The following is a 15070-nucleotide window of genomic DNA, read 5'->3' as shown; positions in this document are numbered from 1 at the left end:
GGCGGGCATGGTGTCCGGAACCGGTGGTGGGAGAGTGACCATATGGAGTACGACGATGTGGTGGTGGGTGCCGGACCCAACGGTCTCACCGCGGCGGCGGTTCTGGCGCGGGCCGGTCGACGGGTCCTGGTGCTGGAGGCGGCCTCGCGCGCGGGTGGCGGGGCGCGTACTGACACCGCGTTCGGTGCGCAGATCCGGCGCGACGTCTGCGCCGCGGTGCACCCCACCGGCTTCGTCTCGCCCGCCTTCGCCGACCTCGATCTGACCGCCCGCGGTCTGCAGTGGTTGCTGCCGGAGTACTCGGTGGTGCACGGGTACGGCCCCGACCGGGCGATGGGTCTCGCCCGCGATGCGCGCCGACGCGGCGACGAGTTGGCGCGGGATGCAGCGGCGTGGGAACGGGTGGCCGGCTGGGCGGGCAGCGCCCCGGGAGTGGTCGACGACGTGCTGAACCTGCCCGCACTCCCGGATCGGCCGGTCGCGGCGGCCCGGTTTGCGGCAGCAGCGGGATTGCCGGCGGCGGCGCTGGTGCGCGGAGCGTTCCGGACGCCGGAGGTGCGGACGCTGTTCGCCGGGGTGGCTGCCCACTCGGCCCGTCCGCTGTCGGCGGCGGCGTCCACCGCACCCGGACTGCTGTTGGCCGCGCTGGCCGGATCCGGTTGGCCGGTGGCGCGGGGCGGCTCGCAAGCCATCACCGACGCCCTCGTCGACGTGCTCACCGAACACGGCGGCACCCTCGAAACCGATTGTCGGATCAGCGATTTCGCCCAGTTGCCGACCGGTGCCCGGCTGTTCTTCGCCACCTCGCCCCGGACCTTCAGCGAGGTGCTGGGCGACCGTCTGCCCGCGCGGTACCGGCGTCGACTGGCGGGGTTCGCCTACGGCCCGGGCACCTGCAAGGTGGACTTCCGGCTCAGCGCACCCATTCCGTGGCGAGACGAGCGGTTCGCCGCGACCGCGACCTTCCATCTCGCCGAGGACGTGCGGCAGATCGCGGTCGCCGAGGCGGCTGCGGCGGCCGGACGAATCCCGGTGCGGCCCTGGGTACTCGGCGGCGAACCGACCCGCATCGATCCGTCGCGCGCGCCGGCGGGCACGCACCTGGCGTGGGCGTACTGCCACGTGCCGGCCGGCTGCACCCGGGACGTCTCCGCGGCGATCGTCGCCGAGATAGAACGCTGCGCGCCGGGCTTCCGCGACGTGATCGTCGAGCAGATCGTCACCACCGCCGACGCGCAGGAGAGCTACAACGAGAACAACGTCGGCGGCGATATCGGTTGCGGCGCAACGTCATTGCGTCAGTTGGTGCAGCGCCCGGTGCTCTCACCGACGCCGCAGGCGACCCCGGTTCCCGGGGTGTACCTGTGCTCGGCGGCTACCGCGCCGGGCGGCGGAGTGCACGGCATGAGCGGCTACCGCGCCGCCCTGCACTCTCTGCGCTAGCGGTACCGGTCGCGCCAGTCGCAGAGCAGCTTGGCGGCCGACAGGTCGTAGTCGGGGCCCTCGGTGGCCACGGTGAGGAGGGAGACGCCCTCGGCGGTGATCGCGTCGGCGAACTGGAGGGTGGCGGCGTCGTCACCCTTGTGCCGGATCTCCGCGGAACGCTCGATCTCGGCCGGATCGCGACCGATGTCGGCGCAGTAGCCGGCGAGCAGGGCGGCCTTCTCGCGGTAGCTGTCGACGCCGACGAAGGCGTGCCAGATGTCGCCGTACTGCGCCACCAGGGGCAGCGTCTTGCGCGGTCCGCTGCCGCCGATCATCACCGGAATGTCGCGCAGGGGAGCGGGATTGAGCTTCCCGAGGCGATCGGTGATGCGCGGGAGCGAGGCGGCGAGGTCGTCGAGCCGGGAGCCCTTGGTGCCGAAGTCGTAGCCGTACTCGGTGTAGTCGCGCTCGAACCAACCGCTGCCGATGCCGAGAATCAGGCGGCCGCCGCTGATGTGGTCGACGGTGCGGGCCATGTCGGCCAGCAGTTCGGGATTGCGGTAGGAGTTGCAGGTGACCAGCGGGCCGATCTCGATGCGTTCGGTCTGCTCGGCCCAGGCGCCGAGCATCGTCCAGCATTCGAAGTGGGCGCCGTCGGGGTCGCCGTAGAGCGGATAGAAGTGATCCCAGTTGAAGGCGATGTCCACGCCGAGATCTTCGGCGCGCAGCACCGCGTCCCGGATCTGCCCGTAGTCGGGTGCGTGCTGGGGCTGCAGTTGGACGCCGATGCGCAAGGGGAGTGTCATGGATCCCAGTCTGCGCCGTTCGATGCCGCCGGGGGGATACCCTGGAGGGTATGAGCACCCACGGACATGATGCACACGACCACGCCGATCACCCGCACAGCGCCGCCGAGTGGGATGAGCGGTACAGCAGCACCGATCGGCTGTGGACCGCGCAGGCCAACCCCGCGCTGCTGCGCGAGGCCGCGGAGCTGACGCCGGGACGTGCGCTGGACGTCGGCAGCGGGGAGGGCGCGGACGCGCGCTGGCTGGCCGACCGGGGCTGGGAAGTGGTGGCCGTCGACATCTCGCAGGTGGCGATCGACCGCGCCGTCGCCATCGATTCACGTGAAACCATCACCTGGCGCCAGGCCGACCTGACCGTCGACGAGGTTCCCGGCACGCCTTTCGATCTTGTTGCGCTGCACTATTTCCCGGTCGACATCGCCCAGCGCGGGGTGATCGCGAAGCTCGTCGGGGCGCTGGCTCCGGGCGGCACCCTGCTGGTGGTCGCCCACGATGCCGAGGGCATCCGTGCGCACGGCCATGACCCGGACGCGTACTTCCAGCCGAAGGACGTCGCCGAGCAGTTCGCCGATGACCTGGACATCTCGATTCTGGAGACCGTCGAACGCGGCCGACCGGCCGGTGGGACGGCCGGACCGCGTCACATGAACGACGTGGTGCTCAAGGCGCGCAAGCGCGCCTGACCCGAGCGGCTCAGTTCACCTCGAGTGAGGCGAACACCTGCTCGGCCGCCGGGGTCGCCGCCGTAGCGACCGTCGGCGTCAGCGACAGTCGGGTGCGGCGTTCGAGCAGATCGGCCGTGTCCAGGGCGCCCTCGGCGAGCGCGCCGAAGAGCAGTTCCGCGCCGGTGATCTCGGTGTCCGGGGCCACCGGCGCGGCCAGCGCGGGGTCGGCCTCAGCCAGCGCCAGCACCGCGGGTGCCTCCAGGCCGTACTTGGCGACGAGGCGGTCGGGGGCGGACACCTGCGCCAGCGTGCCCGGGATGTTCGGGCCGGTCGGTGCACCCACCAGCGGCAGGGTGCGGGTGCGGCAGGCCTGGGCGGTGAGCCCGGAGGCGGCGAGGGCGGCGTCGACCGCGTCCTCGGCCATCCGCCGGTAGGTGGTGAGCTTGCCGCCGACCACGGTGACCAGACCGTCGCCGCGGGTCAGCACGGCATGCTTGCGGGAGACGTCGGAGGTCTCACCGGCGCCCGAGTCGAGCAGCGGCCGCAGCCCGGAGAAGGTGCCGAGGACGTCGTCGCGGGTCAGCGGCGTTCCGAGCGCCAGGTTGATGGTGTCGAGCAGGAAGTCGATCTCCGACTCGTCGGCCTGGGGGACGTCGGGGATCTCGCCCGGAGTCTCTTCGTCGGTCAACCCGACGTACACCAGGTTGTCGGCCTGCGGCAGTGCGAAGACGTAGCGGCCGAAGTGGCCGGGAACCGGGACGGTGAGGCCGGCGCGCAGGCCGCCGAAGCTCTTCTGCGAGAACACCAGATGGGTGCCGCGGCTGGGGCGCAGTGAGATCTCGGAGTCGATTTGCCCGGCCCAGACGCCGGTCGCGTTCACCACCGCGGAGGCGCGGAGGGTGAGCACCTCGCCGGTGAGATCGTCGGTCACGGTGACCGACGTGCCGGTCACGTCCGAGGCGGTGGCGTGGGTGAGGATCGTCGCGCCCAGTCCGGCCGCGGTCCGCGCGAGGCCGACCACGAGGCGGGCGTCGTCGTTCAGCTGCCCGTCCCAGTTCAGCAACCCGCCGCGCAGTCCGTCGCGGGCGACGGTGGGTGCCAGCGCGGTGACCTTCTCGGCCTTGATGCGGCGCGACCGGTTCAGGGTGCGCGACGGCGTGCGCGCGGCGATGCGGAGGGCGTCGCCGGCGAGGAAGCCGGTCCACGTGAGGGCGGTGTCGAAGAACTTCATGCTCGGCAGCAGCGGGACCACCTGCGGCAGGGGGTGCACCAGGTGCGGGGCGATCCGGCAGATCAGCGAGTCGCGTTCCACCGCGCTCTCGTAGGCGATGCCCACCGCGCCGGAGGCGAGGTAGCGCAGGCCGCCGTGGACCAGCTTGGACGACCAGCGGCTGGTGCCGAAGGCGAGGTCGCGACGTTCGATGAGCACGGTGGTCAGGCCGCGGGCGGCGGCGTCGAGTGCCACGCCGGCGCCGGTGACGCCGCCGCCGATCACCACGAGGTCGACCGAGGGCGACTCGGTCAACCGGCGCAGGTCCTCGGCGCGGCGCGCCGGCGACAGCAGGGTGGCCGTGTCGATGGCGGGGTGCGCGGCGAGCGCCTCGGCGGGCGACTGGGGTGAGGAGGTCATGGGCGCAAGTACCTTTCGAGCAGGTCGGTGAGTTCGGCGTCGAGCGTTTCGGTATCGGGGTCACCGTGGTCGTCGGTCACGAAGACCGGGCCGGTGAGGGCGAACGACCAGGCCATCTGAAGCACGGTCGCGGCCATCCGCGACGGTGTGCCCGCGCGGATCTGTCCGTAGCCCTGGGCGACGGTGATCAGGGCGGTGAGGTCGGTGAGCTGTCCGTGCGAGGTGCGGCCGCCGCGCTGAATCAGGTACGGCGTCAGAAACTCCGGATCGAGTTCGATGATGCGCTGCAGCAGGGGGTGTCGTCGTGCTTCGCGCACCAGGTGCACCAGGGCGTCGATGAGGGCGTCGCGGGAGGGCAGGTCGGGCCCGCTGATATCCAGGCGGGCCGCGGCCGCCACGCGCTGGAACTCGCGGGTGGTGACCTGTGCGGCGAGTGCGGTGACGTTGGGGAAACGTCGGTAGAGCGTGGCGCGGGAGACCTCGGCGGCGCGAGCGACGTCGGCCATGGTGGTGCGGCGGATGCCGATCGTGGCCATGAGCTTGGCCGCCGCATCGAGAATGACATCCTCACTGATCGCGTTGGCGGCCGTACGTCGAGCGGGCGAACCGTCGTCGTTGATTTGCTGCGACACCATATGTCACACTGTATCAGCAAATCCGACACGGGAGAACACCATGACGCGCAGTGAGATCGATGTCGACGTCGTCGACTTTCAGCCCGGCCGCTGGGGCAATCCGGCCGAGCCGATGCACCTTTCCGAGTCCGTACTCGGCGCCCTCACGATGCTCGGCATCTCCGAGTCGGCTCCCGCCGCGGTCGAGCCGGTGCTGCCCGCCACGCGGATCGACGACGACACCGTCGCCGCCCTGACGGCCACCGGCGCCGTGGTCGCGACCGACGACGCCGACCGCCGGGCCCGCCTGCGCGGCTTCTCCACCCCCGACTTGCTGAAGTTCCGCGAGGGCGACGGCAGCGACGCCCCGGACGCGGTGGTCGCGCCGACCACCGCCGATCAGGTGACCGCGGTGCTGGCGGTATGCGCGGACCGCGGCCTCACCCTGAACCCGTTCGCCGGCGGCACCTCGGTGACCGGCGGCATGGCGCCGGGTCGCGGAAAGCCGGTGATCAGTCTCGACCTGCGGGAACTGACCGGGCTGCTCGACTTCGACGAGGTCTCGCAGATCGCCACCTTCGCGGCCGGCACCCGGCTGCCGGACGCCGAGCGCCTGGTCGGCGAGCGCGGCTTCGAGATCGGCCACTTCCCGCAGTCCTACGAGGGCGCCACCGTCGGCGGCTGTGCCGTGACTCGGTCGGCCGGTCAGTCGTCGATCGGCTACGGACGCTTCGACGAGATGGTCGTCGGCCTCACCGTGGCCACCCCGATCGGCACCGCCGAGATCGGCACCGCGCCCAAGTCGGCGGCCGGCCCCGATCTCCGGCAGCTCTTCCTCGGCAGCGAGGGAGCGCTCGGCGTCGTCACCGCCGTGCGGGTGCGCGTGCATCCGGTCCCGGCCGTGCGCCGCTTCTACGGCTGGCACTTCCCCGACTTCGCCGCCGGCGCCGCCGCGATGCGCGCGATCGCCCAGGGCAACGTGCGTCCGACGGTGCTGCGCCTGTCCGATGAGGCCGAGACCGGCCTGAACCTGGCGAATCCATCCGGCGCGGGCAGCGCCTCGTCGTCCGGTCCGGTCGGCGGCTGCCTGATGGTGGTCGGCTTCGAAGGCGACGAGGCCGACGTGGACTGCCGCGACACCTACGTGAGCGCCCGGATCGCCGACCTCGGCGGCACCGCGCTGGGCACCGAGCCCGGCGAGCACTGGCGCCTCGGCCGCTTCCGCGGCCCCTACCTGCGTGACCCGCTGCTCGACGCCGGCGCACTGGTGGAGACGCTGGAAACGGTCACCTTCTGGTCCAACATCGACCGCCTCAAGGCCGACGTGACCGCTTCGATCACCGAGACGCTCGGCGCGGCCGGTACCCCGGCGGTGGTGATGTGCCACATCTCGCACGTCTACCCGACGGGCGCCTCGCTGTACTTCACCGTGATCGCCAAGGCGCTGGAAGACCCGCTGGCACAGTGGGGCGCGGCCAAGCGCGCCGCGAACGCCGCCATCCGTGCGGCCGGCGCGTCGATCACGCACCATCACGCGATCGGCACCGACCACCGGGAGACCTACCTGCAGGAGATCGGCGAGGTGCAGGTCGCGGCGTTGCGTGCGGTCAAGAACGCGATCGACCCCGACGGGCTCCTGAGTCCTGGGATCCTGTTGCCATGAGCACCGGGCAGGGTAGGACCGAGCGGGGCGAACAGCCCATCGTCGCGGTGATCAACCCCATCTCCGGGGGCGGTGCCGCGCACAAACAGTGGCCCGCGGTGGCGGCGGCCTTGGCCGAGCGGGGATACACCGACATCACCGAGATCGAGTCGCAGAGCTCCGCGCACGCCACCGAGGTGGCCGCCGCGGCCGCCGCGCGCGGTGCGATCACCGTCGCCGTCGGCGGTGACGGACACATCCGCGACGTCGCCGAAGGCGTCCTGCACACCCCGGGTGCCCGCCTGGGGATCGCCGCCGCCGGGCGCGGCAACGACCTGGCGCGCCACCTCCGTCTGCCGGAGGATCCGGTCGAGATCGCCGCGGTGATCGCGAACGGCGTGTACCGGATGGTCGACGTCCTCGATGTGGAGGTGCCGGACGGTTCGTCGCACGTGGCGATCGGCAATCTCTACGTGGGCCTGGACTCGGTGGCCACCGAGCTGATCAACGATCTGCGGTGGATGGGCCCGCTGGCCTATCGCGTCGCGCCGGTCCTCACCGCCCTGCGGTGGAAGCCGATGAAGGTTCGCCTGAGGATCGACGGCGAGGTGCGCGACGAACTCGCCCACTTCGTGGTGGTGGCCAACTCCGGCGACTACGGCCACGGGCTCCGCATGGTGCCGACGGCGTCGGTCGACAGCGGCCGGTTGGAGGTGCTGATCGTGCACGGCCACGTGCACTCGCTCCAGTTGGCGCCGCTGATGAAGGAGGCCAAGGTCGGAGCGCACGTGGGCCGCGAATACGTCGAGATCGTGTCCGCCTCGCAGGTCGAGTTGATCGGCGACGCCGACCTCCCGGTGCACACCGACGGCGACTATCTCAGCGCACCGCCGGTCAGCGTGTCGATTCGTCCCGGGGTGCTGCCGATTCTGGTGGCCCGCTGATCCGCAGCACCACTTTTCCGTGCGAGCCGGAGAGCGCGACCAGTTCGAGTGCGTCGCGGGCGGCGCGCAGGTCGAAGGTGCGGGCGATCGGTACTTCGAGTGCGCCCGCGGCGAGCAGGTGGAGCAGCTCGCCGCGGACGCCGTCGCGGAACGCGGCGCTGTCCGGCTGACTGCCGGACAGGAAGACCAGGCCGTGCTCACTGGCGGCGGGCGCCGCGGCGACGGTGATGATCCGCGCCCGGTCGGCCACCAGTTCCAGACTGGTCGCGATGGCCTCCGGCGTCCCGGCGCAGTCGAGCGCGGCGGTGATCGGGCCGGGGGCGACGGCGCGGATGCGTGCGGTCAGACCGGGACCGTAGGGCACCGGGATGCCCCCGAAGCGGCGCACCGCCTCCTGCCGCTGCGGTCCGGCGGTGCCGATCACGACGACGCCCGCGCGCCGCGCCAACTGCAGCAGCGTGGTCCCCACCGCGCCCGAGGCGCCGTGCAGCACCACGGTCTGCCCGGCCGTCGCTCCGCAGCGGTGCAGTAGTTCGGCCGCCGTGCAGCCGGCCAGCAGCAGTCCGGCGGCGGACTCGTCGTCGACGGTCTCGGCCAGGACGAAGGCGTCCGCGGCCGGGAAGGTCAGCGCCTCGGCGTAGCCACCGTGCACCCGGAACGCCGCGACCCGTCGTCCGAGCGCGGCAGGCCCGTCGGTGCCGCAGCCAAGTCGTGCTCCGGGGCCCACCGCGGTCACCGTCCCGGCGATCTCGTAGCCGATCGGCATCGGCAGCAGGGCGGGATCGGCGGCGCGTCGCACATGCTTGAGATCGGCCGGATTCACCCCGGCGGCGGAGATCGCCACGGTGATCTCCCCGGGGCCGGGAGCCGGGACCGCGCGCTGATCGAGGACGAAGTCGTCGAGCCCGGTGAAGCCGTGCGCCATCCATGCCGCTGCAGTCGTCATATCCCCAAGTGTGGCCGATCCCACTGCCCATTACAGTGACTGCCATGACTAGCAATGTTGACGCTTCCAACCCCGAGCTGGTGACGGTGGACGTACCGACGCACTGGTACAACCTGGCCGCCGAGCTGGATACGCCGATCCCGCCGCACCTGCACCCGGGCACCAAGGAGCCCGTGGGGCCGGAGGATCTCGCTCCGCTCTTCGCGTCGGGTCTGATCGCGCAGGAAGTGACCGACGAGGTCTACGTGCCGATCCCCGAGCCGGTCCGCGAGATCTACAAGATGTGGCGGCCGTCGCCGCTGCTGCGTGCCCGCCGTCTCGAGGAGGCGCTGAACACCAAGGCGCGCATCTACGTCAAGTACGAGGGCGTCAGCCCGGTCGGCAGCCACAAGACGAATTCGGCTGTGGCGCAGGCGTATTACAACAGCCTGGACGGGGTCAAGAAGCTCACCACCGAGACCGGCGCCGGTCAGTGGGGCAGCGCGCTCGCCTTTGCCGGCGCGCAGTTCGGGGTCGACGTGGAGGTGTGGCAGGTCCGCGCCTCGTACGACTCGAAGCCCTACCGCGGCTTCCTGATTCGCACCTACGGCGGCACCCTGCACCCGAGCCCCTCCGACCTCACCGAGGCCGGCCGCGCGATGCTCGCGAAGGATCCGCACACCACCGGCAGCCTCGGCATGGCCGTCAGCGAGGCCGTCGAGGTGGCCGCGCAGAACCCGGACACCCGCTACGCGCTCGGCAGTGTGCTGAACCATGTGGTGCTGCACCAGAGCGTCATCGGCCAGGAGGCCGTCGACCAGCTGTACGCCGTGGAGCCCGGCGGCGCCGATGTCGTCTTCGGTTGTGCCGGAGGCGGATCCAACCTCGCAGGTCTGGCGTTCCCGTTCCTGCGGGAGAAGATCCACGGTCGCAGCAACCCGCGCATCGTCGCCGCGGAGCCGAGCGCCTGCCCGTCGATCACGCAGGGCGAGTACCGCTACGACCACGGTGACGTGGCCGGCCTGACGCCGCTGCTGAAGATGCACACGCTGGGCATGGATTTCGTGCCGGACCCGATCCACGCCGGCGGTCTGCGCTACCACGGCATGGCGCCTGCGCTGAGCCACACGGTGGAGCTCGGCCTGGTGGAGGGCATCGCCGTCGACCAGCACGACGCCTTCTCCGCGGGCGTGCAGTTCGCCCGGACGCAGGGGATCGTGCCCGCGCCGGAGTCGACCCACGCGATCGCCGCCTGCGCCGCGCACGTGGCGAACAGCGACAAGGAAGAGGTCGTCGTGATCGGCCTGTCCGGCCACGGTCAGCTCGACCTGCCGGCCTACGCGGACTTCCTCGACGGCGGCTTCTGACCTTTCCGGTCCAGCAAGCACTCGACCCCCGGCCCATCAGGGCCGGGGGTCGAGTGCATCAGAGGGTCAGGAGACCGTCGCCGGAACCGGATCCGGCTCGGGGGCATCCTCGTCGTCGGCGATCGGATCCTCCGGCGCCTTGCGCGAGGCGAACCACACCGCCACGGACACGGCGAAGCCGAGGAACAGGAAGATCGACGTGGCGTAGAGCGTCCACCGGGTGGCGTCGGCGAAACCGTCCGACAGGGCCCGGACCACGGCTTCTTCGCCGCCGTGCTCACGCAGCGCGGTGATCACACCGCCCGCGGAGCTGCGCGTGGCCTCGGCCATCGCACCGGCGGGACCGGACAGCGAGGTCAGGAAGTGACCCAGGCCGATGGACAGCACCGAGCCCATGATCGCGGCGCCGAAGGCCGAACCGATCTGCCGGACCGTGCTCTGCGTGGCCGAGCCCTGGCCGGACGCGTCCAGCGGGATGTCGCGCAGGACGGTGCTGGTCAGCTGGGCCGAGGCCAAGCCCAGACCGGTGCCGTAGATCAACAAGATGCCGGCGATCATCCACACCGACGAGTTCGCGTGAATGGTGAGGCCCAACGTGATCACGCCGATGAACTCCAGCAGGACGCCCACCAGGACGGTGCCGGCCGCGCCGATCACCGCGGCCACGTGGCGGGCCATGGCGCCGGAGAAGAACGCGCCCGCGGCCATCGCCGCCAGGACGTAACCGGCCGTCATCGTGCCCAGGCCCACCGCGTTGATCAGGTAGAGCGGCAGCACGAAGATCAAACCGAACTCGCCGATGGCGATCATCATCGCGGCCACATTGCCCCAGCTGAAGGTGGGGATGAAGAACAGGTTCAGGTCGAGCAGAGCGGCACGTTGATTCTGGGCGCGGTGACGCTCCCAGAACATGAACAGCACGAGCGCCACGATCGAGATCAGCAGCGCCACCGGGACAATCGAGATCGGCATGTCCCGCGACCACGTGAAGCCGAGGATGTGCAGGTCGCCGATGGGAGCCGCGACGTTGCACCGGCGAGCGGGTCTCGGGGACCACGATGAAGGCGGCGACGATCAGCACGAGACCGACCGGCACGTTGACCCAGAAGATCCACTCCCACGAGAAGGAGCTGGTGAGCCAGCCACCGAGCAGCGGGCCGAGCGCGGCCGCGCCGGAGATCACGGCGCCCCACACGCCGAAGGCAGCGGCGCGGGCCTTGCCGCGGAAGGTGTCGCTGACCGTGGCCAGCGTCGACGGCAGAATGCACGCGCCGCCGATGCCCTGGAGGACGCGGGCGCTGATCAGCAGTTCGGCGCTACCGCTGAGGGCGGCCCAGGTGCTGCCGCCGATGAACAGGGCGATACCGATGATGAAGATGTTCCGGCGACCGAACCGGTCGCCGAGTGCTGCGGCGGTCAGCAGCAGGGCCGCGAGCACGATCGCGTACAGGGAGTTGATCCACTGTCCGTCGGTGAGGTCGAGGTGGAGGTCGTCGATGATGGTCGGCAGCGAGACGGCGACGATGGTGCCGTCCATCACGATCATCGCCAGACCCAGCGAGAGCACGCCGAGCGCCCACCAACGGCGGGAGCCCTGCAAGTGCTCCGGGGGCTCCGGCGCAGAATTCTGGACAGTAGTCATGACTAGGACGTTAGTCGGGCACGACCTATCTTCTCATCCATCGAAAGACGGAGGATTGTACGTCGGATACTACGGAACGTCTATGCGCTATATGCGGGTGTCGAATCGTGCGCTGACCAGGGACGTGCCGACTCGGTTTCAGTTGCGGCGGGGAGGGCCTCTATCCTGGTTCTATGTCGAAAGTCCTGAGCTCGCTGCCCATTGGTGAGCGTGTCGGTATCGCCTTCTCCGGCGGCCTTGACACCTCCGTCGCCGTCGCGTGGATGCGCGAAAAGGGCGCGATTCCCTGCACCTACACCGCCAACCTCGGTCAGTACGACGAGCCGGACATCGATTCGGTGCCCGACCGCGCGCTGGAATACGGGGCTGAGCTCTCCCGCCTGGTCGACTGCCGCGAGGCGCTGGTCGAAGAGGGCATCGCCGCCCTGCAGTGCGGCGCCTTCCACATCCGCAGCGGCGGGAAGACCTACTTCAACACCACCCCGCTCGGGCGTGTCGTGACCGGCATGCTGCTGGTGCGCGCCATGAAGGACGACGGCGTCAACATCTGGGGCGACGGTTCCACCTACAAGGGCAACGACATCGAGCGGTTCTACCGCTACGGCCTGATGGCGAACCCGAACCTGCAGATCTACAAGCCGTGGCTCGACGCCGACTTCGTCGAGGAGCTCGGCGGTCGCACCGAGATGAGCGAGTGGCTGCAGGCGCGCGACCTGCCGTACCGCGACTCCGCTGAGAAGGCGTACTCGACCGACGCCAACATCTGGGGCGCCACCCACGAGGCCAAGGTGCTCGAGCACCTGGATCAGGGCATCGACATCGTCGAGCCGATCATGGGCGTGCCCGCGTGGCGCGAAGACGTCGAGGTGATCACCGAAGAAGTCACGGTCACCTACGAGCAGGGCCGTCCCGTAGCCATCAACGGTGAGCGTTTCGCCTCGGCCGTCGACCTGGTGATGAAGGCCAACGAGATCGGCGGCCGCCACGGACTCGGCGTCTCCGACCAGATCGAGAACCGCATCATCGAGGCCAAGTCCCGCGGCATCTACGAGGCCCCGGGCATGGCGCTCCTGCACATCACCTACGAGCGTCTCGTGAACGCCATTCACAACGAGGACACCGTCGCGACCTACCACAACGAGGGTCGTCGTCTGGGTCGCCTGATGTACGAGGGCCGCTGGATGGACTCGCAGGCGCTCATGCAGCGTGAGGCGCTGGTGCGCTGGGTGGCCTCGGCGATCACCGGCGAGGTGACCGTGCGCCTGCGTCGCGGCGACGACTACCAGATCGTCAAGACCTCCGGCCCGTCGTTCAGCTACCACCCGGACAAGCTGTCGATGGAGCGCGTGGGCGACTCCGCCTTCGGCCCGTCCGACCGCATCGGTCAGCTGACCATGCGCAACCTGGACATCGCCGACTCGCGCAGCCGACTCGAGCAGTACGCCGCGATCGGCATCGTCGGCGGCGCGACCGCCGACCTCATCGGTGAGCTCTCGGAGGGTGGCGCGGACGCCATCGCCGCCGGCCAAGGTCCCGAGGACGCCGCCGCGGAGATGCTCGACCGTGCGGCCATGGAGTTCGGCACCGACTGATCGACGGCGCGGCGCGCCCGCGAACCGACATCGCGCCCCGGGACTTCCTCGCGAAGTCTCGGGGCGCAGTCGTCACTACGGGTGGTCGCGGGGTACGACTACTCGCTCCAGCGCGCTGACCTTGATGTCCTCCTAATGGAGGACATGGTGCGGGTCTACTCGCCGGTGCCGCATATGGGGCAATTGCTGTGGTGTTCAATCTCCTTCTATAGGCAAACGAATCGGGATCGTCGAAGACCACGAATCGATGGTTCTCGGCGTCGGCGCGATGTTCACCGGTCGGCCCGAGCTGGAGTTGGTGGCGTCGTCGGAGACCGTGCCCGGGTTGCTGACTCAGCAGCAGGAGCTCGATCTGGTCCTGCTGGATCTGCGGTTGGCCGACGGCTCGTCGCCGACGGCGAACATCGACGCACTGCATGCGGCGGGCTGCCCGGTGCTGGTCTACACCGGGGCGGAGAACCCGTACCTCGTCCGCCTCGCGGCGAAGGCCGGGGTGCTGGGAATCGTGCGGAAGTCGGCGCCGGTGGACTTGGTGTTGGACGCGATCGAGGCCGCTGCGGTCGGTGAAGCGGTGATCACCACCGAGTGGGCGGCCGCGGTGGATGCCGACCCGGAGCTGGACGCGGTGGATCTCAGCCCGCGTCAGCAGGAGGTGCTGTCGCTGTACGCCTCGGGGGAGAAGGCCGATCGGGTAGCGCGCCTGACCGGGCTGTCGACGGAGACGGTGAACGACTACGTGGGTCGGATCCGGGCGAAGTACGCGGCCGCGGGCCGACCGGCCGGAACCAAGGTGGACCTGTACCAGCGCGCGGTCGAAGACGGGCTGCTGCCGATCCCGGAGCGGTAGCGGTGGCCTCGAGAACGTGGTCGGCGGTGCCCCACCAGGAGAATCTGCTGCGCGTCGCGCGACTCTTCGCCCTCTTCGTGGGCGTGGGCTATCTGGGCTATCTGCTCCTGCTGTCCGGCGATATCGCCGGACTCGCCCCGCGCATGGCGTCGTGGTGGACGCCGACGATGGTGATTCTGGTCTTCGGGCCCGGCCTGGCCCTGGGGATTGTCGCAGCGCGGCGGCACGCCGCCGGAACGCGGTGGCTCGCGGCTACGGCCGCGCTCACCTTCCTCGTCGCGGTGGCGACGTGGCCGATGGCGTGGGACGGATCGCAGGGCTCGCAGTTGGCCGGCGTGTGGCTGGCGGCATTCCACGGACTGGCCAGTCTTGCGGCGGTGGTGGCGTGGCCGGCGTGGATCGCGGTGGTGCATATGGTGGTCGGATGTGTCGGCGTGCAGCTGATCAACTTCGCTCTGCGCACCGACGTACCGGCGTCCATGCTGGTGCCGGAGATCCTCTTCGCAATCATGTTCTGCAGCCTCTTCGTCGGTGGAGCGGTCATGGCCTTTCGAACCGGCCGGCTCCTGGACGAGACCACCGACGAAACCCACGCCGACGCTGCGGAAGCGGCCGCGCAGCGCGCGTTCGGTGGAACGCGAGCGAATCGACGCGCTGATCCACGACAGCGTGCTGTCGACCCTGTTGGTGGCCGCGCGTAGCGGAGCCACCCGGGATGACGTGCCTGTCCTCGCGGCGGCGACGATCGCCGAGTTGGACCGCATCCCTCACGACGGAGGCGGCGACCAGACTTTCGAGCCGCGTCAGGCGTTGATCTACCTGCGGGCGACGGCTGCCGAAGCGGATACCGGAGCGGTGTTCGGTGTCGGTCTCGAGACGGTCGACGAGCCGGGAGACACCGCGGAATGGATACCCGCGGACACGGTGCGCACCCTCGGCGCGGCCGTCGCCGAAGCCCTGCGCAACAG

12 protein-coding genes and 1 pseudogene are annotated in these 15070 nt (G+C 70.3%); 8 read left to right on the top strand and 5 right to left on the bottom strand.

Annotated features, from left to right (window positions below; all coding sequences use genetic code 11):
• Window positions 1-42 precede the first annotated feature (42 nt).
• Window positions 43-1443 (top strand): phytoene desaturase family protein, encoded by a 1401-nt coding sequence (locus tag MUG78_RS05790; protein WP_246993042.1) that lies wholly within the window; start codon window positions 43-45, stop codon window positions 1441-1443.
• Here MUG78_RS05790 and MUG78_RS05785 read toward each other — a convergent pair.
• A complete protein-coding gene (locus MUG78_RS05785) occupies window positions 1440-2231 on the bottom strand; it encodes an LLM class F420-dependent oxidoreductase (protein WP_246993040.1) in 792 nt (263 codons plus the stop codon). The genes MUG78_RS05790 and MUG78_RS05785 overlap by 4 nt on opposite strands.
• 50 nt (window positions 2232-2281) lie before the next feature.
• Here MUG78_RS05785 and MUG78_RS05780 point away from each other — a divergent pair, with 50 nt between their 5' ends.
• A complete protein-coding gene (locus MUG78_RS05780; protein WP_246993037.1) occupies window positions 2282-2917 on the top strand; it encodes a class I SAM-dependent methyltransferase in 636 nt (211 codons plus the stop codon).
• A 10-nt stretch (window positions 2918-2927) separates the two neighbouring features.
• On the opposite strand, the gene MUG78_RS05775 is transcribed toward MUG78_RS05780, so the two are convergent.
• On the bottom strand, window positions 2928-4529 hold the full coding sequence (locus tag MUG78_RS05775; RefSeq protein ID WP_246993035.1) for a glycerol-3-phosphate dehydrogenase/oxidase: 1602 nt from the start codon (window positions 4527-4529) through the stop codon (window positions 2928-2930).
• Window positions 4526-5164, bottom strand: a complete 639-nt coding sequence (locus MUG78_RS05770; protein WP_246993032.1) for a TetR/AcrR family transcriptional regulator — start codon at window positions 5162-5164, stop codon at window positions 4526-4528. Before MUG78_RS05770 ends, MUG78_RS05775 begins: the two co-directional genes overlap by 4 nt.
• 40 nt (window positions 5165-5204) lie before the next feature.
• Between MUG78_RS05770 and MUG78_RS05765 the strand changes: the two genes are divergently transcribed.
• Window positions 5205-6806: an FAD-binding oxidoreductase gene (locus MUG78_RS05765; RefSeq protein WP_246993030.1), complete on the top strand. Its 1602-nt coding sequence runs from the start codon at window positions 5205-5207 to the stop codon at window positions 6804-6806.
• Window positions 6803-7729: a diacylglycerol/lipid kinase family protein gene (locus tag MUG78_RS05760; RefSeq protein ID WP_246993028.1), complete on the top strand. Its 927-nt coding sequence runs from the start codon at window positions 6803-6805 to the stop codon at window positions 7727-7729. Before MUG78_RS05765 ends, MUG78_RS05760 begins: the two co-directional genes overlap by 4 nt.
• Here MUG78_RS05760 and MUG78_RS05755 read toward each other — a convergent pair.
• Window positions 7680-8675, bottom strand: a complete 996-nt coding sequence (locus MUG78_RS05755) for a quinone oxidoreductase family protein (RefSeq protein ID WP_246993026.1) — start codon at window positions 8673-8675, stop codon at window positions 7680-7682. The genes MUG78_RS05760 and MUG78_RS05755 overlap by 50 nt on opposite strands.
• Window positions 8676-8719: 44 nt before the next feature.
• Here MUG78_RS05755 and MUG78_RS05750 point away from each other — a divergent pair, with 44 nt between their 5' ends.
• Window positions 8720-10021 carry a TrpB-like pyridoxal phosphate-dependent enzyme gene (locus MUG78_RS05750; protein WP_246993024.1) on the top strand — a complete coding sequence of 434 codons (1302 nt, stop codon included), beginning with the start codon at window positions 8720-8722 and terminating at the stop codon, window positions 10019-10021.
• A 66-nt stretch (window positions 10022-10087) separates the two neighbouring features.
• Here MUG78_RS05750 and MUG78_RS18415 read toward each other — a convergent pair.
• Window positions 10088-11663, bottom strand: a pseudogene (locus tag MUG78_RS18415) (MFS transporter).
• A 173-nt stretch (window positions 11664-11836) separates the two neighbouring features.
• Between MUG78_RS18415 and argG the strand changes: the two are divergent.
• The 3 genes from argG to MUG78_RS05730 all read left to right on the top strand — a co-directional run bounded on the left by argG (window position 11837) and on the right by MUG78_RS05730 (window position 14803).
• The gene (gene argG, locus MUG78_RS05740; RefSeq protein ID WP_246993021.1) at window positions 11837-13255 is read left to right on the top strand and encodes an argininosuccinate synthase; all 1419 of its coding nucleotides are present in this window, start codon (window positions 11837-11839) and stop codon (window positions 13253-13255) included.
• Window positions 13256-13427: 172 nt separating this feature from the next.
• On the top strand, window positions 13428-14102 hold the full coding sequence (locus MUG78_RS05735; protein ID WP_372493280.1) for a DNA-binding response regulator: 675 nt from the start codon (window positions 13428-13430) through the stop codon (window positions 14100-14102).
• Between the two features lie 2 nt (window positions 14103-14104).
• A complete protein-coding gene (locus MUG78_RS05730) occupies window positions 14105-14803 on the top strand; it encodes a hypothetical protein (protein ID WP_246993010.1) in 699 nt (232 codons plus the stop codon).
• Window positions 14804-15070: the final 267 nt, after the last annotated feature.

It is taken from the genome of Gordonia alkaliphila (assembly GCF_023017165.1).
Taxonomy (GTDB): domain Bacteria; phylum Actinomycetota; class Actinomycetes; order Mycobacteriales; family Mycobacteriaceae; genus Gordonia; species Gordonia alkaliphila.
This window is presented reverse-complemented; position numbering and strand designations above follow the sequence as displayed.